Source organism: Cellulophaga sp. Hel_I_12 (genome assembly GCF_000799565.1).
Lineage (GTDB): Bacteria > Bacteroidota > Bacteroidia > Flavobacteriales > Flavobacteriaceae > Cellulophaga.
The window spans coordinates 2,266,474-2,280,449 of record NZ_JUHB01000001.1 but is presented as its reverse complement, the minus strand read 5'-3'; the positions used below and the strand labels follow the sequence as shown (position 1 = coordinate 2,280,449).

Here is a 13,976-nt window from a genome sequence, read left to right as displayed (position 1 = left end):
CATTTAACCTCATAATTTTATTTTCATTTCTTTAGTGCTTTAGCTTATTCTAATCCTGATTGCTTACCTATAACGCCATCAAAATCTCAATATCCGTAAGTATTATTTCACCTATGGCGTATTTAAAGTACTTGCCTGCCTGGCAGGCTGGCCTTTTTTGAGATGATTTTCCCTAATGTTTGGGAAGAGTTTTATCATAGCTACTTATCTGATAATTTAAGCTCTTTTTCAATTTCCTTTCTAAGGGCTTGATTAAGATTTTGAAACACAATTAATGTATTTAATGTTCCTATGTTATTGTTTTTAAACGGAACAATCTCCCTATAGAGTTCCTTTTTTAAATCAGGATTGTTATAATCAATAATCGATACGTTTTTGTTTAAGGCGAGAGATTCTATAAATCGAGGGATTCCCGAGGAGTCTTCCAAAATACTAAGAATAGCATTTTCTACATCTAAAATACTTCTGTTCATCTTTTTCTGTTCGTAATCATAATAACGAGATATTTTGGATGTAAGATTATTATTAGAAAGCTGTAACCCTTTAGACTTTAGAATTTCATAGGCGTTGTTGATAGGAAAGTACCGCTCAAAGGTTAAAAAGTTCACCATATCCTTTTCTAAGGAATCTTTACTAATGTTTTCTTTCTGTAGATAGCCAAGCATATTTGCTACTGAAGCTTTTGTTATGTATCTCTGATTAATGATATCATTTAAAATAGCAGCATCTTCATTTAGATTACTCAAAATTTCATTTAAAACATAAGTTTCAGTTGTTCTCGACTTACGGTTCTCATTCCAATTATTAATCTGTAGGGCAATGAGAATACCAATAACCACAAGCACAATTTCGCCTATGGCATATTTAAAGTATTTGGAAATTTTATTTTCCATGATGAGGTTTTGACGGATTTTTCGAAAGAATTTAATCATTATTTTTTTTTGCTTTTTGCTCCTTTCTAAATCTAAAAATAAGGCGTACCACAATGCGCAATATCAGGGCAAAGGCTACGAGGTAAATAATTTCTTGTGTTTCCATTTTGTTGTTTTATACTGTTTTGTTTAAAGGGATTGAATTTAGGTTGTTAGCCCATTTTTATAGCTCCGTTAATAGTTATGATTTATATGCTTTTCCAATGCTTCTACTGTTTTTTTTATCAGATTTTTCATTTGGGCAAGTTGAGCCTCTAGTTGTTCCAATTGGTCTTCTAAACCGTCTGCCTGTTTTACTCCGCCTTTCTGTAATAAGCCCCAATCACTACCAGCACAATTTTGCCATTGGCGTATTTAAAGTACTTGGAGGTTTTACCTTGATTGAGCAGGTTTTGGTGAATTCTACGAAAGAATTTAATCATAATTTGTTGGCATTAGTTCATTATCTATAAGATCAATAATGCTTTCTGCTTTTGTAATTTGACTAGTGTAAGCCCTCACAATAACATCGACAAATAAAATTTTATAGGAAATGGAATTCACGATTTTCGGATTTTCAACATAAGATTCAATGGGTTTTACCCCAAAAGAAGATTTTATAGGTTTTAAGGTATAGTCCAATGAATTATCTATGAAATCGAATTCCAGTAGTGCAGGGCCCATGGTGTTTCTACTGTAATCATCAATACTTTCGGCAAGACTCTCTTGTTGTTGAGAAATTAATCTGTAATATAAAAAGAGTGATTCTGTTAATGAGTCGTTTCTAATTATATTTAATCTACCACTGGACACCAAATTGTCAAACGTGGTTTTATTTGGATTAAAGCGATGAAAAAAGAAAATGAATCTCAAGTGTTCTTGAAGTTCTACCGTAGTATGCGATTTATAATTTTTAAGTATGGTTAAACTGCTATCTAAATGATGGTTATTTAGCGTATTTTTTTCAATCCTATCCTTATAAAGAGCAATATCTGCTTTAAGATTAGATTTTAATTTAAGAAGAAATACGTGTTCTAGTTTATGGTCTTTTTCAGCCTCATTCCAATTGTTTATGCTTAACGCAATCAAAATACCGATAACCACGAGGATAATTTCGCCAAGGGCATAAAGTAAGTACTTATTGAATTTGTTTTGCATATGTAGTTTTTGACGGATGTTACGGAAGAACTTTATCATAATCAAATAGGTTGGTAATTCGTTTCTAAATAGTAAATAATCTTTTCAGCTTTTTGATCGACATCTTTAAACCTTCCTTCAAAATAAGCCGCTGTACTCCCTATATATCTGCACAAGGGTAAAATCCGAATATCGTTAAAAATAGATTCATAAACTGCCTTACTAGGAACGCTGGGTTTCTTTGTGGGAAAAAATTTGCGATGTTCGGTATTTGTAAAAAGTTCGTATTTCAGCTCTCTCAGTTCTAATCGTACAGGGTTGGCAGAGTTGTTAAAGTTAATGGTGAGCTCGTCAAAGTAATTGTAATAGTTCATTAACAAGTTCACCAATTCTTGGTCTTCCAATTCTGATAGGATACCGTTTGCGCTTAGATAATCCCAAGTATTATTTTGTTGTGATAAGATTGGGGTAGTGGTAAAGGAATTGAAATCGAGAATAAATTTTAAGGAATCTACTATGGCTTTTTGTTCAGATTCCATAATGGGTATGATATGGTCGGCTGCACTATGCTGTTTCTCCAGGTCCTTAAGGAGCGCTTTAATTTGTAACGCATCTTCACGGATATCTCCCAAAATAGAATGCACTTTTATATGTAATTGTTTTTGATACTTTTTTTCTTCGTTCCAATTGTTAATTTGAAGCGCAATTAAAATACCGATGACCACGAGGATAATTTCGCCCATAGCGTATTTGAAGTATTTCGCGGTTTTGCCTTCTGAAAGAAGATTTTGGCGGATTTTACGAAAAAATTTAATCATGTTTCATGCTTTGTTTGGGTAGTTATGTTGGTCGTCTTACAATAGGTATTGGTAAACTCTAAGAATTGCTATTCACCGTGTACCTGTTAATTGATTTTAGTTCATTTGTTAAGCTCCTCTTTTAATAAAGGCAAAAGCGTTTCTATTTTGTTTTCGCAGTTTAGCATCGATTTTTTGACGGACGTTGATAGAAAATATATTTTACGACAGTCCTTGTTTAATTCACCAAATTGTTGTTGTAATGCTGCATCATCTATTTCCCACTGATTTTTGATAACTAAATGCGCAATATCTCCAAAAAAGTTACTGATCAACCCTTCTTGTGCCAGACGTTCTAGGGTGGTATCCAAATCTTTATACTCCCAGTAATGCACTTCAAACAGGTCCATTATTTTTTTTTGCAAAGTATCAGACTGTATCAAGTCTATTTGTTGGTTTTGGGAAATTTTCGTGTATAATGAAACGTTTGGAACAAAGGAGTAACTAGTATTGCCCAATTGCCAAATCATCCTATAAATCTCTTCGCCCGTAAACTTAGATTGTATCTCCGTTAACGATTCGGTGATAAATATTCTTTGTGCGGTGAGTGCAGTGTCTAAAATCATAGATTTTGCACGAACATCTTCCAAGTCGCTTTCAAGGCTTTTTATGAGCGTTCTATAAAGTTCTTTTTCAGCAACCCTATCTTTTCTAGCATCATTCCAATTATTGATCGATAAAGCAATTAAAATACCAATGACCACAAGTACAATTTCGCCAATGGCGTATTTAAGGTATTTACCTGTTCTCCCTCTTTCCATGAGGTTTCGTCTGATATTTCTGAAAAACTTTATCATAGTTTTATTTTATCATTTAGTTTGTCGGCATGCGGCTATCTTCATCAAAGGTCTGCTAGACCTTTGATTTTGCTTTACAAAATTGTGTTTCGATAATGAAAGAATTTAATCATTTAATTCTTTTTTAATTTGGGATACTAAAGAATACATTATGGTTCGTAAATTCTGATAGGAACTATTCTGACCTTCTAAAATTCTGATTTTTTGACGTAGGATATTGCTAAAAAACACATCTTGTTTGTAATTATTTAAAGATTTGGGAATTACATCAGATTTTGATATGTCCATAGCCGAATAGTCTTTATTCAAAAAGCGTTCGTCACTTTTATAATCCACTTCGGGTATATGGTCAAATTTAAGCAAGTAGGGTGCAATTATATTTCTAGTATAATCTTTCATAGCTGTGTCCCAACTAGCATAATCACTATTATAATAAATAACGATAGAATCCGATAATGCTTGATTTTTTATCAGTTCTATTTTTCCTGTGGATATTAGATTACTAAATGTGGTATTTTTTTGATTGAAACCACTAATATTTAAAACGTTACTAATTTTATCATTGAAAGTATTAATATCTCCCACTTCATTATTTAATAGAATGTTTGCAGCCTCCTTAAAATCTAATAAATTCGATTTGCTTACACTAATTTGATTATCAATGTCAGCTATATCAGAATTAAGATCATTTAGTAATTTTTGAAGTATAAAACGCTCTTGTTTGTTTTCTTTACGTTCCTCATTCCAATTATTAATCTGTAATGCAATCAAAATCCCGATCACCACGAGGATGATTTCGCCAATGGCGTACAATACATATTTATTGAACTTATTTTCTGTGAGCAGTTGTTTCCTAATTTTTCTAAAGAATTTTATCATTGGTTTTTAATTTTCTCTAGTAATTGATTTAGCATGTGTTGTCTAGCAGATATGATGTTAATTGCTCCAAAGGTTCTTCCCATATCACCAATTAAATAATTTTCCATTTTGGGGGTTCTTAATATTGTTTCATAGTCTGCAGTAATCCCTCGATAATCTTCTATAGATGCTACTTTATTATAAAATTCCTGAACGCTTTCTTCGTTTATAACCAAATTGCCAGTATTTTCATTCATATAATTTTCGGGAAGCGTATACATTATAGGCTCAAATCGATTTTCAATAAATCGTAAAATAGAGCTAAAGGATTTTTCAATTAAAGTAAAGTCTGCATAATATTCTGAAAGATCTTTTAAAAGTTCTTTCTCTTTAAAGTTGTTGAAGGTGCCTAAAGATTTAGCAGATTCAAAGGTGATGTTATAATTTGTTGGGTCTGTTGCATAGAACAATGGTTCTACATACATGCCAAATTTATCAATACCCATGGTTTTGTTTGGGTTTCTAACATACGTTAACAAAGTGTCTAAATATTCAATTCTCTTGGTGTGAAAATTTTTATAATAGTGAAGTTTTTCTTCATCTTTTTGAAGGTCTAAAAGCACATTGTTAAAAAAATTAGTTTCTAATTGATTTGCTTTTCTGTTCTCATTCCAATTATTAATCTGAAGGGCAATGAGAATGCCAATGACTACCAAAATGATTTCGCCAATGGCGTATTTAAAGTACTTCGTGGTCTTGCCCTCGTTGAGCAGGTTTTTGCGGATATGTCTAAAAAATTTTATCATTATATTTTTATTCAATTATCATATAACCATTTTCTACGGCGCCATAGGCATTTATACAATTACCATTTTCATCTATTACTTTAACCAGATTATTATTATCCCCATCTAAACCAAAATAGCCTCAAGATGGGATGGTTCTAAAGGTATTTGGTGTGATTTCTATTTTGGCAACAGGTTGGCTAAGATTATTAGTAATGGTTAAATGCACAGTCTTGTGAGTAAAATTGGCATACAATTCACTGGCGCGACGTTTTTTTAAATTCATGAGTTTAGGTGACTTTACATCACAACGATAGTTTACAAAAGCTTGCATATTGTATTGCTGAAATAACTCGATAATAGCTTTGCTACTATAAGCATATTTAATTCTTTTGATGGTGGCAAGCGTCGCCATGGTTTGTGCTCTGTAGCGTGTAACCTTGTCGTAATAATTTTGAACCCTTGCCCAGTAAGCTAAAGCTAGTGTTTCATAACTTTCATCATTAAGAAAATAGTCTATGGCCTTTGCGTTAGATACCGAGTCATTTTTAACAAACCAATTAAAAACGAATAAGGTTTTTCCATTATTTTCAATATTTTCATCTAGGTTAGACCATGTATCGTCTAGCGCAAACTTATTATACTGTATATCCTTTATTGCTTCTATTATAGGTTTATATTCTGCATTAACTATCTTTTCTGATTCTACAAACTGATTGATATTTTTTTCTTTAGGGATTAAATATTCCCAATTTGACACTAAATACCTGAGATTATAATTGGCGTTGTAATCTTCTTCAGTAAGTTTCTTCTCTGCTATAAGACGTGTAAGAGAGTCTTGTTTACGATAAAAATCTATTGTGAAGTTGGTGGCCTTATAATTACTTATCAAATCCTGTTCAATATCTAATAATAATTGATCGACTTCTGTCTTTTTCTTGCGCTCTTCATTCCAGTTATTGACTTGTAGTGCAATGAGAATCCCAATAACCACGAGGATAATTTCGCCAACGGCATACTTAAAATACTTCAGGGTTTTGCCCTCCGATAAAAGGTTCTGTCTAATTTTTCTAAAGAATTTAATCATTTGGCTAATGTTTAGTCAACTATTCAATGTTTTTGTTTAATAATTTCAATACCTCTTCAATATAGTTTTCTAGGGCTACAGAGATACTGTGTATATAGGACTGATTTAGGTACATCTCATATAGAGCACCATCAACTTCTAACGATTGAAAGAACTTCTCGTAATTAGTAGTTAAAATTTCTATAGGTTCTATTCGTTGATGCCTCACATAATCCTTTCTATCATATGCCCTATCAAAATTTCTATAGGGTATGTACCTTCTAAATAAAGGAGAGACATTGTGAATGATATGATCTCGCCTTATTATTTCGTCTTCTCCTAATTCGTTTAATTTCCCCTTCCACTTACTCAATAGCGTTTTCAAACTATCATTCTGTATCAATCTCATTTTTCCTGAAGAGATTGCTTCATCAAAAACACCCGTTCCAGCTTCAAATGTCGCGTAATTTAATGCAGTGCCAAGAAGACTATCTACTCTATTGCTTTGATACGTGATTCTCTCTGATTGCAATAGAGAATAAGCTGCATCTAAGGAGGCTTGATTTAGGTCGTTGTCAATGCTCAGTTGCTCAAGATTTTCTTCGAACTCGGTTTTTAAGTTTTTCAGTGCTGATTGTTCTATTTCCCTATCGTTTTGCAAAGAGTTCCAATTATTTATCTGTAGGGCAATCAAAATCCCAATCACCACAAGCACAATTTCGCCGATGGCATATTTAAAATACTTGGAGGTTTTGCCTTCGTTGAGCAAGTTGTATCTAATTCTTCTAAAAAACTTTATCATAGCTTTATTTTTCATTTAGTTCCTCCGCAAGCGGCGATCTTCACCAAAGGTCTGCTTGACCTTTGATTTTGCTTTGCAAAATTGGGTTTCGATAACGGAAGAATTTTATCAATAAAAATCTCGTTATTGGTTTAATCTGCTTTTAAAAACCTTGTAACGATTGCATTTGTTTCTGTTTCCATTTGGGTTGTCCAACTGTCAATAAACCATCTCCCGTTTTCAAAATGAAGTTGAATACTGTTTAACCCTCTTACCTTTGAAGCGATTTCTGGGTCGGTCCTGACTTCATAAGCACTCCATACTTGTGCCATATGACCAAACTGGCTTACGTTTCTTTTAATCTCTTTTTCGTAAAAATCTACTTTAGGTAGCAATAATAAAGGGATGTATTCAGCTTCTAAAGTATGTATATCTGCATTTCCGTTGTCGTCTAGCCGGGTTATAATCGCCGTGTCTGTGTGTAAATAGCGATCTCTTTCAAATTGCCAGGGGGCATCACTCGCACCTGAAATAACAGCATAATAGGCATCGATAATTTTAGATATTGTTTTTACATCTTCTGCATAGTTTTCGTCAAGGCTTTGACTGTGAAGTGTTGCACTTAAGAGCAGTATTATTAAACTAAACAGTACTGGTTTTGTTTTCATAATTTAATTGGTTTATCGGTATTTTTTGTTCAATTCTAGTTCCATAGGTGCTACTAAATTATAATTTCAGTATTGAGTTTTTTTTGACGGTTAATCATATCTTGGGTAGCGTCTTATGATACACCCAGAAGGTTTTTACCTCTTTTACCCCCCCCCAAGAATTGATACTATTTTTTCTCAGCTTCTGCCAACTTCTTAGTATCCACAAACTGCTGAAATTTCACAATTTTGCCATCTTCCAAAGTCCAGAAATGTGCGGCCTGGGCATTGTAAGCTTTTCCCGTTTCTTTATTTTTAGCATCATATCTTAAGGTTGCCAATACCTTATTGTTACTCATATCGTGAAGTTCAATATCGGCTAGGTTAAAGTAGTCATGGTCTGCTCCCAAACGGGCAAAAACACCATTCAATATAGCCTCTGGACCTATGTATGGATTGCCGTCAGCAAGTTTATTGCTTTCTGCTTCATTCCATTCAATTTTAGGATTCATACTGCCTAAAACTGCTGGGATATCGCCTGTTGCAAAGGCTTTATATAAATTGTCGATGATTTGGATGTTTTGATTTGTGCTCATAAGTATTGATTTTAGTTGTTTAGTTTTATAATAGTAATTTATGAAAGCCTATTCTTCTCTCGGCAATCGAGCATCTAACTGTGCAATTTGATACACCAATGCAGCTATAACTGTTGCATTTATCATCATGTCTCGTTCTGGGACATATTCTAAAGCATCTAAATTGGTATGATGGGTAACAGTACTATAATTTAAGGGATCTTGAATGATTTGAAATCCAGGGATTTTATAATAATCAAAAACATCATGATCTGTAAAATTTGTGTTTTGAATGGTGAGGTTGTTTACATCTAAATGCGCATAAGGAGCCAACATATCTTCAAAAATAGATTTAACCCCTTCATTTCCCTGTAAATAAATGCCTCGCATTTGTCCAGCGCCATTATCCATATTGATATAGGCCGAAATTTTCTCCACTTCTTTTTTTCGAGTCGTTTCCTTTACTTTTCCGTAATGATTTTCTGCATAAGCCATGGAGCCCAAATAGCCTTGCTCTTCGCCACCCCAAAGTGCCATTCTAATGGTTCGTTTTGGTTTTAATCCAGAAGCTTTTATAATGCGCATCACTTCCATCATCACGGCTGAACCTGCACCATTATCTGTTGCACCAGATGCCGAATGCCAAGAATCAAAATGGGCACCGATCATCACCACTTCGTCTTTTAATTTTGGGTCTGAACCTGTTATTTCTGCTAGAATATTAACATTATTTTTTGGTGTTAAATACAATTCAGAGTCTAAATGGAATTTAATTTTCGGTGTAATACCTCTTTCCTTCAAGCGTTTTAATTTTCCAAAACTTTCTGGTGCTATGGCAAAATAGGGCAAAGGCTTTACATGTTTTTCTCTAAAATTGTAAGTTCCACTAGGATGAATTACACCAGGAAAAAAGGGTGTTGTTCCTAGAATACTTAAAGCGCCTTCTGCTTTTAAGAAAGTGAAAAAGGCATCGTCTTTTCTCATAAAACTATCGAAAATCACCTCTAAATCCTCAATTAAATTCATATCTCCAGCAGTTGGTCCTAAAGGATTATTTGGTACAGGTTCAATTGATTTTTCAGCTTCCTTAATTTGTGCTTCTGTAAATCGGTTTGAAAGGGCGGTAAACAACATATTTTGTTCTGGTGCAGATCCTATCAGAATACTCTTTCCTTTTAATTTTCCGCTCCATTGTTGTTTTACCTTTTCTAAATCGGCATAATTTTCAATCCAAATTAAATCACCAATTTGCACCCCATTCGAGCTTTCAGTCCAGGCATACGGATAGGCTTGTATTTTCATATAGGCAGGTGTGGTCATTTCTACATTGAAAGATGTTACTTCCCAACCCATACAATCATCACAATAATTTTCATAATACGCTTTGTCCATGCCCCAATTTTCCATGGTTTTCTTTGCCCATTCGGCAGCAGTAAAATATTGATGGGTTCCTGTTAACCTAGGCCCATACACATCAGATAAGTCGGTAATCAAATTCATGACCTGCGACTTTTGAAAGCCTTCGGTGTTGATTTTGGCAATAGCTTGCGGTAGGGTTTGGCTGGTTACAACGAACCCTATAAAAAGTAGTACACTACTTAAAATTTTAGGTATTATTTTCATGTTATTCATTTTTAGGATTCAGTTTAGTTTTTAATTCAATAAAATAGTAATTAGTTCTTTTTATGCACTTCCAATTCAATTTCAATCATTAATTCTGGTAATGCTAATTCGGTAACACCTAGCCAAGAACCTGTTGGGAAATGGTTTTTGTAGATTTCTGTTCTGTAACCAGCAAATTCTAAAAATTTTGCCATATCTGTAGTAAATACATTTTCTACGACGACGTCATCAAACGTGCAACCGTAATGCTGTAATACTTTTTCTAGATCTGCATAGCAGTTTTTCATTTGTTGTTCCAAATCCCCAATTGCTGTTGGGTTGCCTTCATCATCCATACTTACCGCACCAGAGACTTTAATAACATTGCCAATTTTTACGGCGTGTGAGTAGCCATAGGCCTTTTCTATTTCTGGCCGTAGCATGAAGTATTCTGGTGTTTCATTTTCTGAAGGGTTCATTGTTGCTCTTTTTTCAGAAGTAGTTTGTTGTTCTGAGGCTTTCTTGCAACTTGATATGCTAAGTACTAGCATAAGTAAAAAACCTAAGCCTACGAAATAATTTATTTTGGGTATGCTACTTTTAGCATTCATAGTAATGCGTTTTTGATGATTTATTTCTTTGGTTAGCGAAGTAATTTAATTTTTCTTTAATCCTTTAGCTGTTCTATCTTCCATTGCTGGAGTTGGCGTGGCCATCTTCGGTTTGGTTTTTACCAATTTCATCACTTCAACTACTACCTTTTCCATTTGAGGGTCTCGACCGTTCATTAACATATTTGGATCGTCCCAAACAGCAAAATCAGGTTGCACCCCAACCCCTTCATCAAACCACTTACCAGAGTTGTAAAAGAGCCTAGCTCCAGGAACTGTGATACCTCCACCATCAATAAGCTGATGTCCTGTGGCAGGGCCTACTAATATTCCTATAGTGCGTTCTCCTACAATGGGTCCAGCATTTAATTCTCTAAATGCCCAAGGAAGTCCGTCTCCTCCTGAACCTGCCCATCCGTTGATGAGCATACCCATAGGTCCGGTGTTGGTTTTTGTAGGATGGGTATGGGCTTTTCCATGTCTCCAGTATAAATTATAAATAGAGGGTCTGGTCATCAACTCTAAAAACCTATCCGCTAATTGCCCACCACCATTAAAGCGTTCATCAATGATAAAGCCTTCTTTATCTAATTGGCCATAGTACATTTTCACTAAGTCTAGCTGACCTCTGGGAGAAGTGTCTGTCATATACACATAGCCTAGTTTACCATTTGATAATTTTTCTACACGTAAACGATTCGTTTCAATCCAATCTAAATAGCGAATATTACCCTCCTCGCTGGCGGTTAAGCACGTAACTACAATGTCTTTAGCATCCGCTAATTTACCCGTTTTACTTATTTTTAAAGCGACCGTTTTGCCGTTAAGACCTTCAAAGCTTGCGAAAGGTTCTTTATCCAAGGCTAGTGCCATTCCGTTGACAGCATGAATATAGTCTCCTTCAGAAACGTCAACGCCAGGGCGATCAAAAGGGGAACGATTTTCTGCATCCCAAGCGGCCGGTTTTACAATTCTTTTAATTTTATAGCCTTTAGCATCTAAATCCCAATCAATACCCAAATAGCCTGTACTTATGTTTTCAACATCTTGGTTATCACCACCTCGAGTATAAGTATGTCCTGCACTTAATTCGGCTAACATGTTGGATTGTAAAAAAGACACATCCCAGCGTGATCTTGTATCTTCTAGTAAGGCACCGTATCGTTTACGCATTTCCTCCCAATCTACCTGCTGCATGTTTTCATCATAAAAGAAGTCACGGTATCTCCGCCAAGTATCATTAAAAATTTGACGCCATTCTTCTTTTGGAGTGAGTTCTATAACTAAAGCATCTGTAGGTATAGCGTCTTTAATTTTTTGATCGGCCTCAGGTTTAATAATTCCAAATTGAGGTCCACTCTGAACTAATAATGATGTGCCATCTGCAACTGGTACCACGCCATTTACCTTAGCCAGTATTGACTTTTCATCGCGTTCTTTTAAATCATACAACATAAGTGTTGGATCGCCACCCGCAGCTCCTGTATTTGGATATCGCATATAGACTACTTTGTTATCGAATGCCATAAGTTGCTCTAAATTTCCCGGTTTAATAGGCAATATCACTAATCTTTTTTCAAGGCCGTTCCAATCAATGGAAATCGGTTTTATAGCTTTTTCTTCAGCGCTGTCTTTTTTACTTTTATCCTTATCCTCGTTTTTGGAGGTCTCTTCTTTCTTTTCGGCTTCTAAGGCATCATTTTTTGCTTGCAGAAGATAGGGCGAGGCATCACTTAAACTAATGGCAGCCAATTGGGTGGCGTTTGGATAAATCCACGTTTCGTCTAAAGCACTATAAGCGGCATCAAAGTTTCTTTTGGTAAGAAAAAACAGGTACTTGCCATCAGTACTAAAAACGGGATCACTATCGCTGTAAAAACCACTTGTAACTTGATTTGATTGTTTGCTGTTGAGGTCGTAAATGAAAATAGCTTCGTTAGAATTGTCCATACCAATGGAATAGGTGATATACTTAGAATCGTGCGACCAGTTAATCGGATAATTATAGCGTCCTCCATGACCATAATTCCATCTGTAATTATCGGCAATGGCTATCTTACCCGAAGCGATATCGACGATACTAATGTCATTTTTTTCATCGATAAAGGCTAGTTTGTTGCTGTCTGGCGACCAGTGCAATTTGTAGCCATAACCTTTGTTTCGAGAGCTTATTTTCTTTGGAGCTTTTGCTTCTCGCATGGTCTGGATATAAATTTCATACTCACCGGAGGCATCACTCCAATAAGCAACATGATCACCATTTGGCGACCAAGCAGGATTGTGATCAAAAGCGCCAGAACTGGCGGTCATATTATCAGCAAAACCTTCTTTTACCGGTACATTAAACAATTCGCCACGCGCTTCAAAAACGATGCGTTTTGCTCCTGGCGATGCGGTCATATTGGTAATATTTTTGCTCACATCCGCACGTTTGGGCATTTCTAAGCTAAGATCACTAACCACAGAAACTTTGATTTCTTTGGATTGTTCGGTGGCCAAATCCATAAGATGTAGTGTACCACCAACTTCAAATACTAGGTCAGACGAACCCGCTGATAAGTAGGTAATGTCAAATTCTTTGAATTGGGTTACCTGATTCAGGGCTTCTGATTTGGTGTTATAACTCCAAATATTCAAACGCATATCATCTGCTCGATCTGATAAAAAGTAAATCTTATCGCCAGCCCATGCTGGCTTACCATCGTTCGCCGTAGTATTGGTAATATTTTTTGCGGTGTTATTTTCTAAATCAAATAAGATAACATCAGATGTTAAGCCACCACGATATCTTTTAAACGGATATGTTTCGGTGATTTTGGTAATGTATGCCAATTGTTTTCCGTCGGCTGAAAACGTAGCGATTTCGCCATAAGGAATTGGCAGTTTTTCGGGCATACCCCCGTTTTTTGAAATTAAAAATAGTTGATTGATACGACCTGAAGGAATACCTGTTTCACGGCGTGATGCAAATAAAATTTTAGCACCGGAAGGGTGCCATTCTACCATACGGTCGAACTGGGAGTCATAGGTAATCCGTTTTGGCACGCCACCTTGGGTGTTCATAACATATACATCTGGGTTCCCCCTATAGCTTGCGGTGAACGCTATTTCTTGGCCGTTTGGTGAAAATTTAGGATAAGATTCCTCACCTGGAGAATTGGTGAGTTGGGTAGCCACCCCTCCCTCCTTAGCCACAAGCCAAATATCGCCCCCATAAACAAAACAGATTTGCGTTTCAGAAACATCAACATAGCGCATCAGTTTTGCGTTAATTTGTCCGTAAGAACTAACGCAGACGAATGCCAATAAAAGTGTGATTAATTTTTTCATTAGTATGGTGTTTTAAGGG

13 protein-coding genes are annotated in these 13,976 nt (G+C 35.4%); all 13 read right to left on the bottom strand.

The features are described 5' to 3' along the window. Positions 1–200: 200 nt before the first annotated feature. Complete coding sequence (locus GQ45_RS17610; protein ID WP_197057008.1) at positions 201–893, bottom strand: DUF6090 family protein; 693 nt, start codon at positions 891–893, stop codon at positions 201–203. Positions 894–1,346: 453 nt separating this feature from the next. After that, on the bottom strand, positions 1,347–2,069 hold the full coding sequence (locus tag GQ45_RS17605; protein ID WP_197056937.1) for a DUF6090 family protein: 723 nt from the start codon (positions 2,067–2,069) through the stop codon (positions 1,347–1,349). 41 nt (positions 2,070–2,110) lie between these two features. Continuing rightward, positions 2,111–2,866, bottom strand: a complete 756-nt coding sequence (locus GQ45_RS09975) for a DUF6090 family protein (protein WP_047417429.1) — start codon at positions 2,864–2,866, stop codon at positions 2,111–2,113. A 101-nt stretch (positions 2,867–2,967) separates the two neighbouring features. Next, a complete protein-coding gene (locus tag GQ45_RS17600; RefSeq protein WP_156125405.1) occupies positions 2,968–3,702 on the bottom strand; it encodes a DUF6090 family protein in 735 nt (244 codons plus the stop codon). Between the two features lie 105 nt (positions 3,703–3,807). Continuing rightward, on the bottom strand, positions 3,808–4,581 hold the full coding sequence (locus GQ45_RS17595; protein ID WP_052188182.1) for a DUF6090 family protein: 774 nt from the start codon (positions 4,579–4,581) through the stop codon (positions 3,808–3,810). Then, positions 4,578–5,366 carry a DUF6090 family protein gene (locus tag GQ45_RS17590; protein WP_052188181.1) on the bottom strand — a complete coding sequence of 263 codons (789 nt, stop codon included), beginning with the start codon at positions 5,364–5,366 and terminating at the stop codon, positions 4,578–4,580. The genes GQ45_RS17595 and GQ45_RS17590 overlap by 4 nt, the downstream gene beginning before the upstream one ends. Before the next feature lie 121 nt (positions 5,367–5,487). Further along, entirely contained in the window at positions 5,488–6,432 is a 945-nt protein-coding gene (locus GQ45_RS17585; protein ID WP_052188180.1) for a DUF6090 family protein, read from the bottom strand. A gap of 19 nt (positions 6,433–6,451) precedes the next feature. Next, a complete protein-coding gene (locus GQ45_RS17580; protein ID WP_156125403.1) occupies positions 6,452–7,213 on the bottom strand; it encodes a DUF6090 family protein in 762 nt (253 codons plus the stop codon). A 131-nt stretch (positions 7,214–7,344) separates the two neighbouring features. Next, positions 7,345–7,860 (bottom strand): hypothetical protein, encoded by a 516-nt coding sequence (locus GQ45_RS09945; RefSeq protein WP_047417427.1) that lies wholly within the window; start codon positions 7,858–7,860, stop codon positions 7,345–7,347. Positions 7,861–8,027: 167 nt separating this feature from the next. After that, positions 8,028–8,435: a nuclear transport factor 2 family protein gene (locus GQ45_RS09940; protein ID WP_047417425.1), complete on the bottom strand. Its 408-nt coding sequence runs from the start codon at positions 8,433–8,435 to the stop codon at positions 8,028–8,030. 48 nt (positions 8,436–8,483) lie between these two features. Then, the gene (locus GQ45_RS09935) at positions 8,484–10,037 is read right to left on the bottom strand and encodes a M20/M25/M40 family metallo-hydrolase (protein ID WP_047420261.1); all 1,554 of its coding nucleotides are present in this window, start codon (positions 10,035–10,037) and stop codon (positions 8,484–8,486) included. A 50-nt stretch (positions 10,038–10,087) separates the two neighbouring features. Next, the gene (locus GQ45_RS09930) at positions 10,088–10,627 is read right to left on the bottom strand and encodes a RidA family protein (RefSeq protein WP_231555181.1); all 540 of its coding nucleotides are present in this window, start codon (positions 10,625–10,627) and stop codon (positions 10,088–10,090) included. A gap of 45 nt (positions 10,628–10,672) precedes the next feature. Further along, positions 10,673–13,957, bottom strand: coding sequence for a S41 family peptidase (locus GQ45_RS09925; protein ID WP_047417422.1), 3,285 nt, complete (start codon positions 13,955–13,957; stop codon positions 10,673–10,675). Between the last annotated feature and the right edge of the window lie 19 nt (positions 13,958–13,976).

Excerpts from the sequence above, each read along its gene's own strand:
- GQ45_RS17610 (WP_197057008.1), bottom strand. The coding sequence starts at position 893 with ATGGAAAATAAAATTTCCAAATACTTTAAATATGCCATAGGCGAAATT.
- GQ45_RS17605 (WP_197056937.1), bottom strand. The coding sequence starts at position 2,069 with ATGCAAAACAAATTCAATAAGTACTTACTTTATGCCCTTGGCGAAATT.
- GQ45_RS09975 (WP_047417429.1), bottom strand. The coding sequence starts at position 2,866 with ATGATTAAATTTTTTCGTAAAATCCGCCAAAATCTTCTTTCAGAAGGC.
- GQ45_RS17600 (WP_156125405.1), bottom strand. The coding sequence starts at position 3,702 with ATGATAAAGTTTTTCAGAAATATCAGACGAAACCTCATGGAAAGAGGG.
- GQ45_RS17595 (WP_052188182.1), bottom strand. The coding sequence starts at position 4,581 with ATGATAAAATTCTTTAGAAAAATTAGGAAACAACTGCTCACAGAAAAT.
- GQ45_RS17590 (WP_052188181.1), bottom strand. The coding sequence starts at position 5,366 with ATGATAAAATTTTTTAGACATATCCGCAAAAACCTGCTCAACGAGGGC.
- GQ45_RS17585 (WP_052188180.1), bottom strand. The coding sequence starts at position 6,432 with ATGATTAAATTCTTTAGAAAAATTAGACAGAACCTTTTATCGGAGGGC.
- GQ45_RS17580 (WP_156125403.1), bottom strand. The coding sequence starts at position 7,213 with ATGATAAAGTTTTTTAGAAGAATTAGATACAACTTGCTCAACGAAGGC.
- GQ45_RS09945 (WP_047417427.1), bottom strand. The coding sequence starts at position 7,860 with ATGAAAACAAAACCAGTACTGTTTAGTTTAATAATACTGCTCTTAAGT.
- GQ45_RS09940 (WP_047417425.1), bottom strand. The coding sequence starts at position 8,435 with ATGAGCACAAATCAAAACATCCAAATCATCGACAATTTATATAAAGCC.
- GQ45_RS09935 (WP_047420261.1), bottom strand. The coding sequence starts at position 10,037 with ATGAAAATAATACCTAAAATTTTAAGTAGTGTACTACTTTTTATAGGG.
- GQ45_RS09930 (WP_231555181.1), bottom strand. The coding sequence starts at position 10,627 with ATGAATGCTAAAAGTAGCATACCCAAAATAAATTATTTCGTAGGCTTA.
- GQ45_RS09925 (WP_047417422.1), bottom strand. The coding sequence starts at position 13,957 with ATGAAAAAATTAATCACACTTTTATTGGCATTCGTCTGCGTTAGTTCT.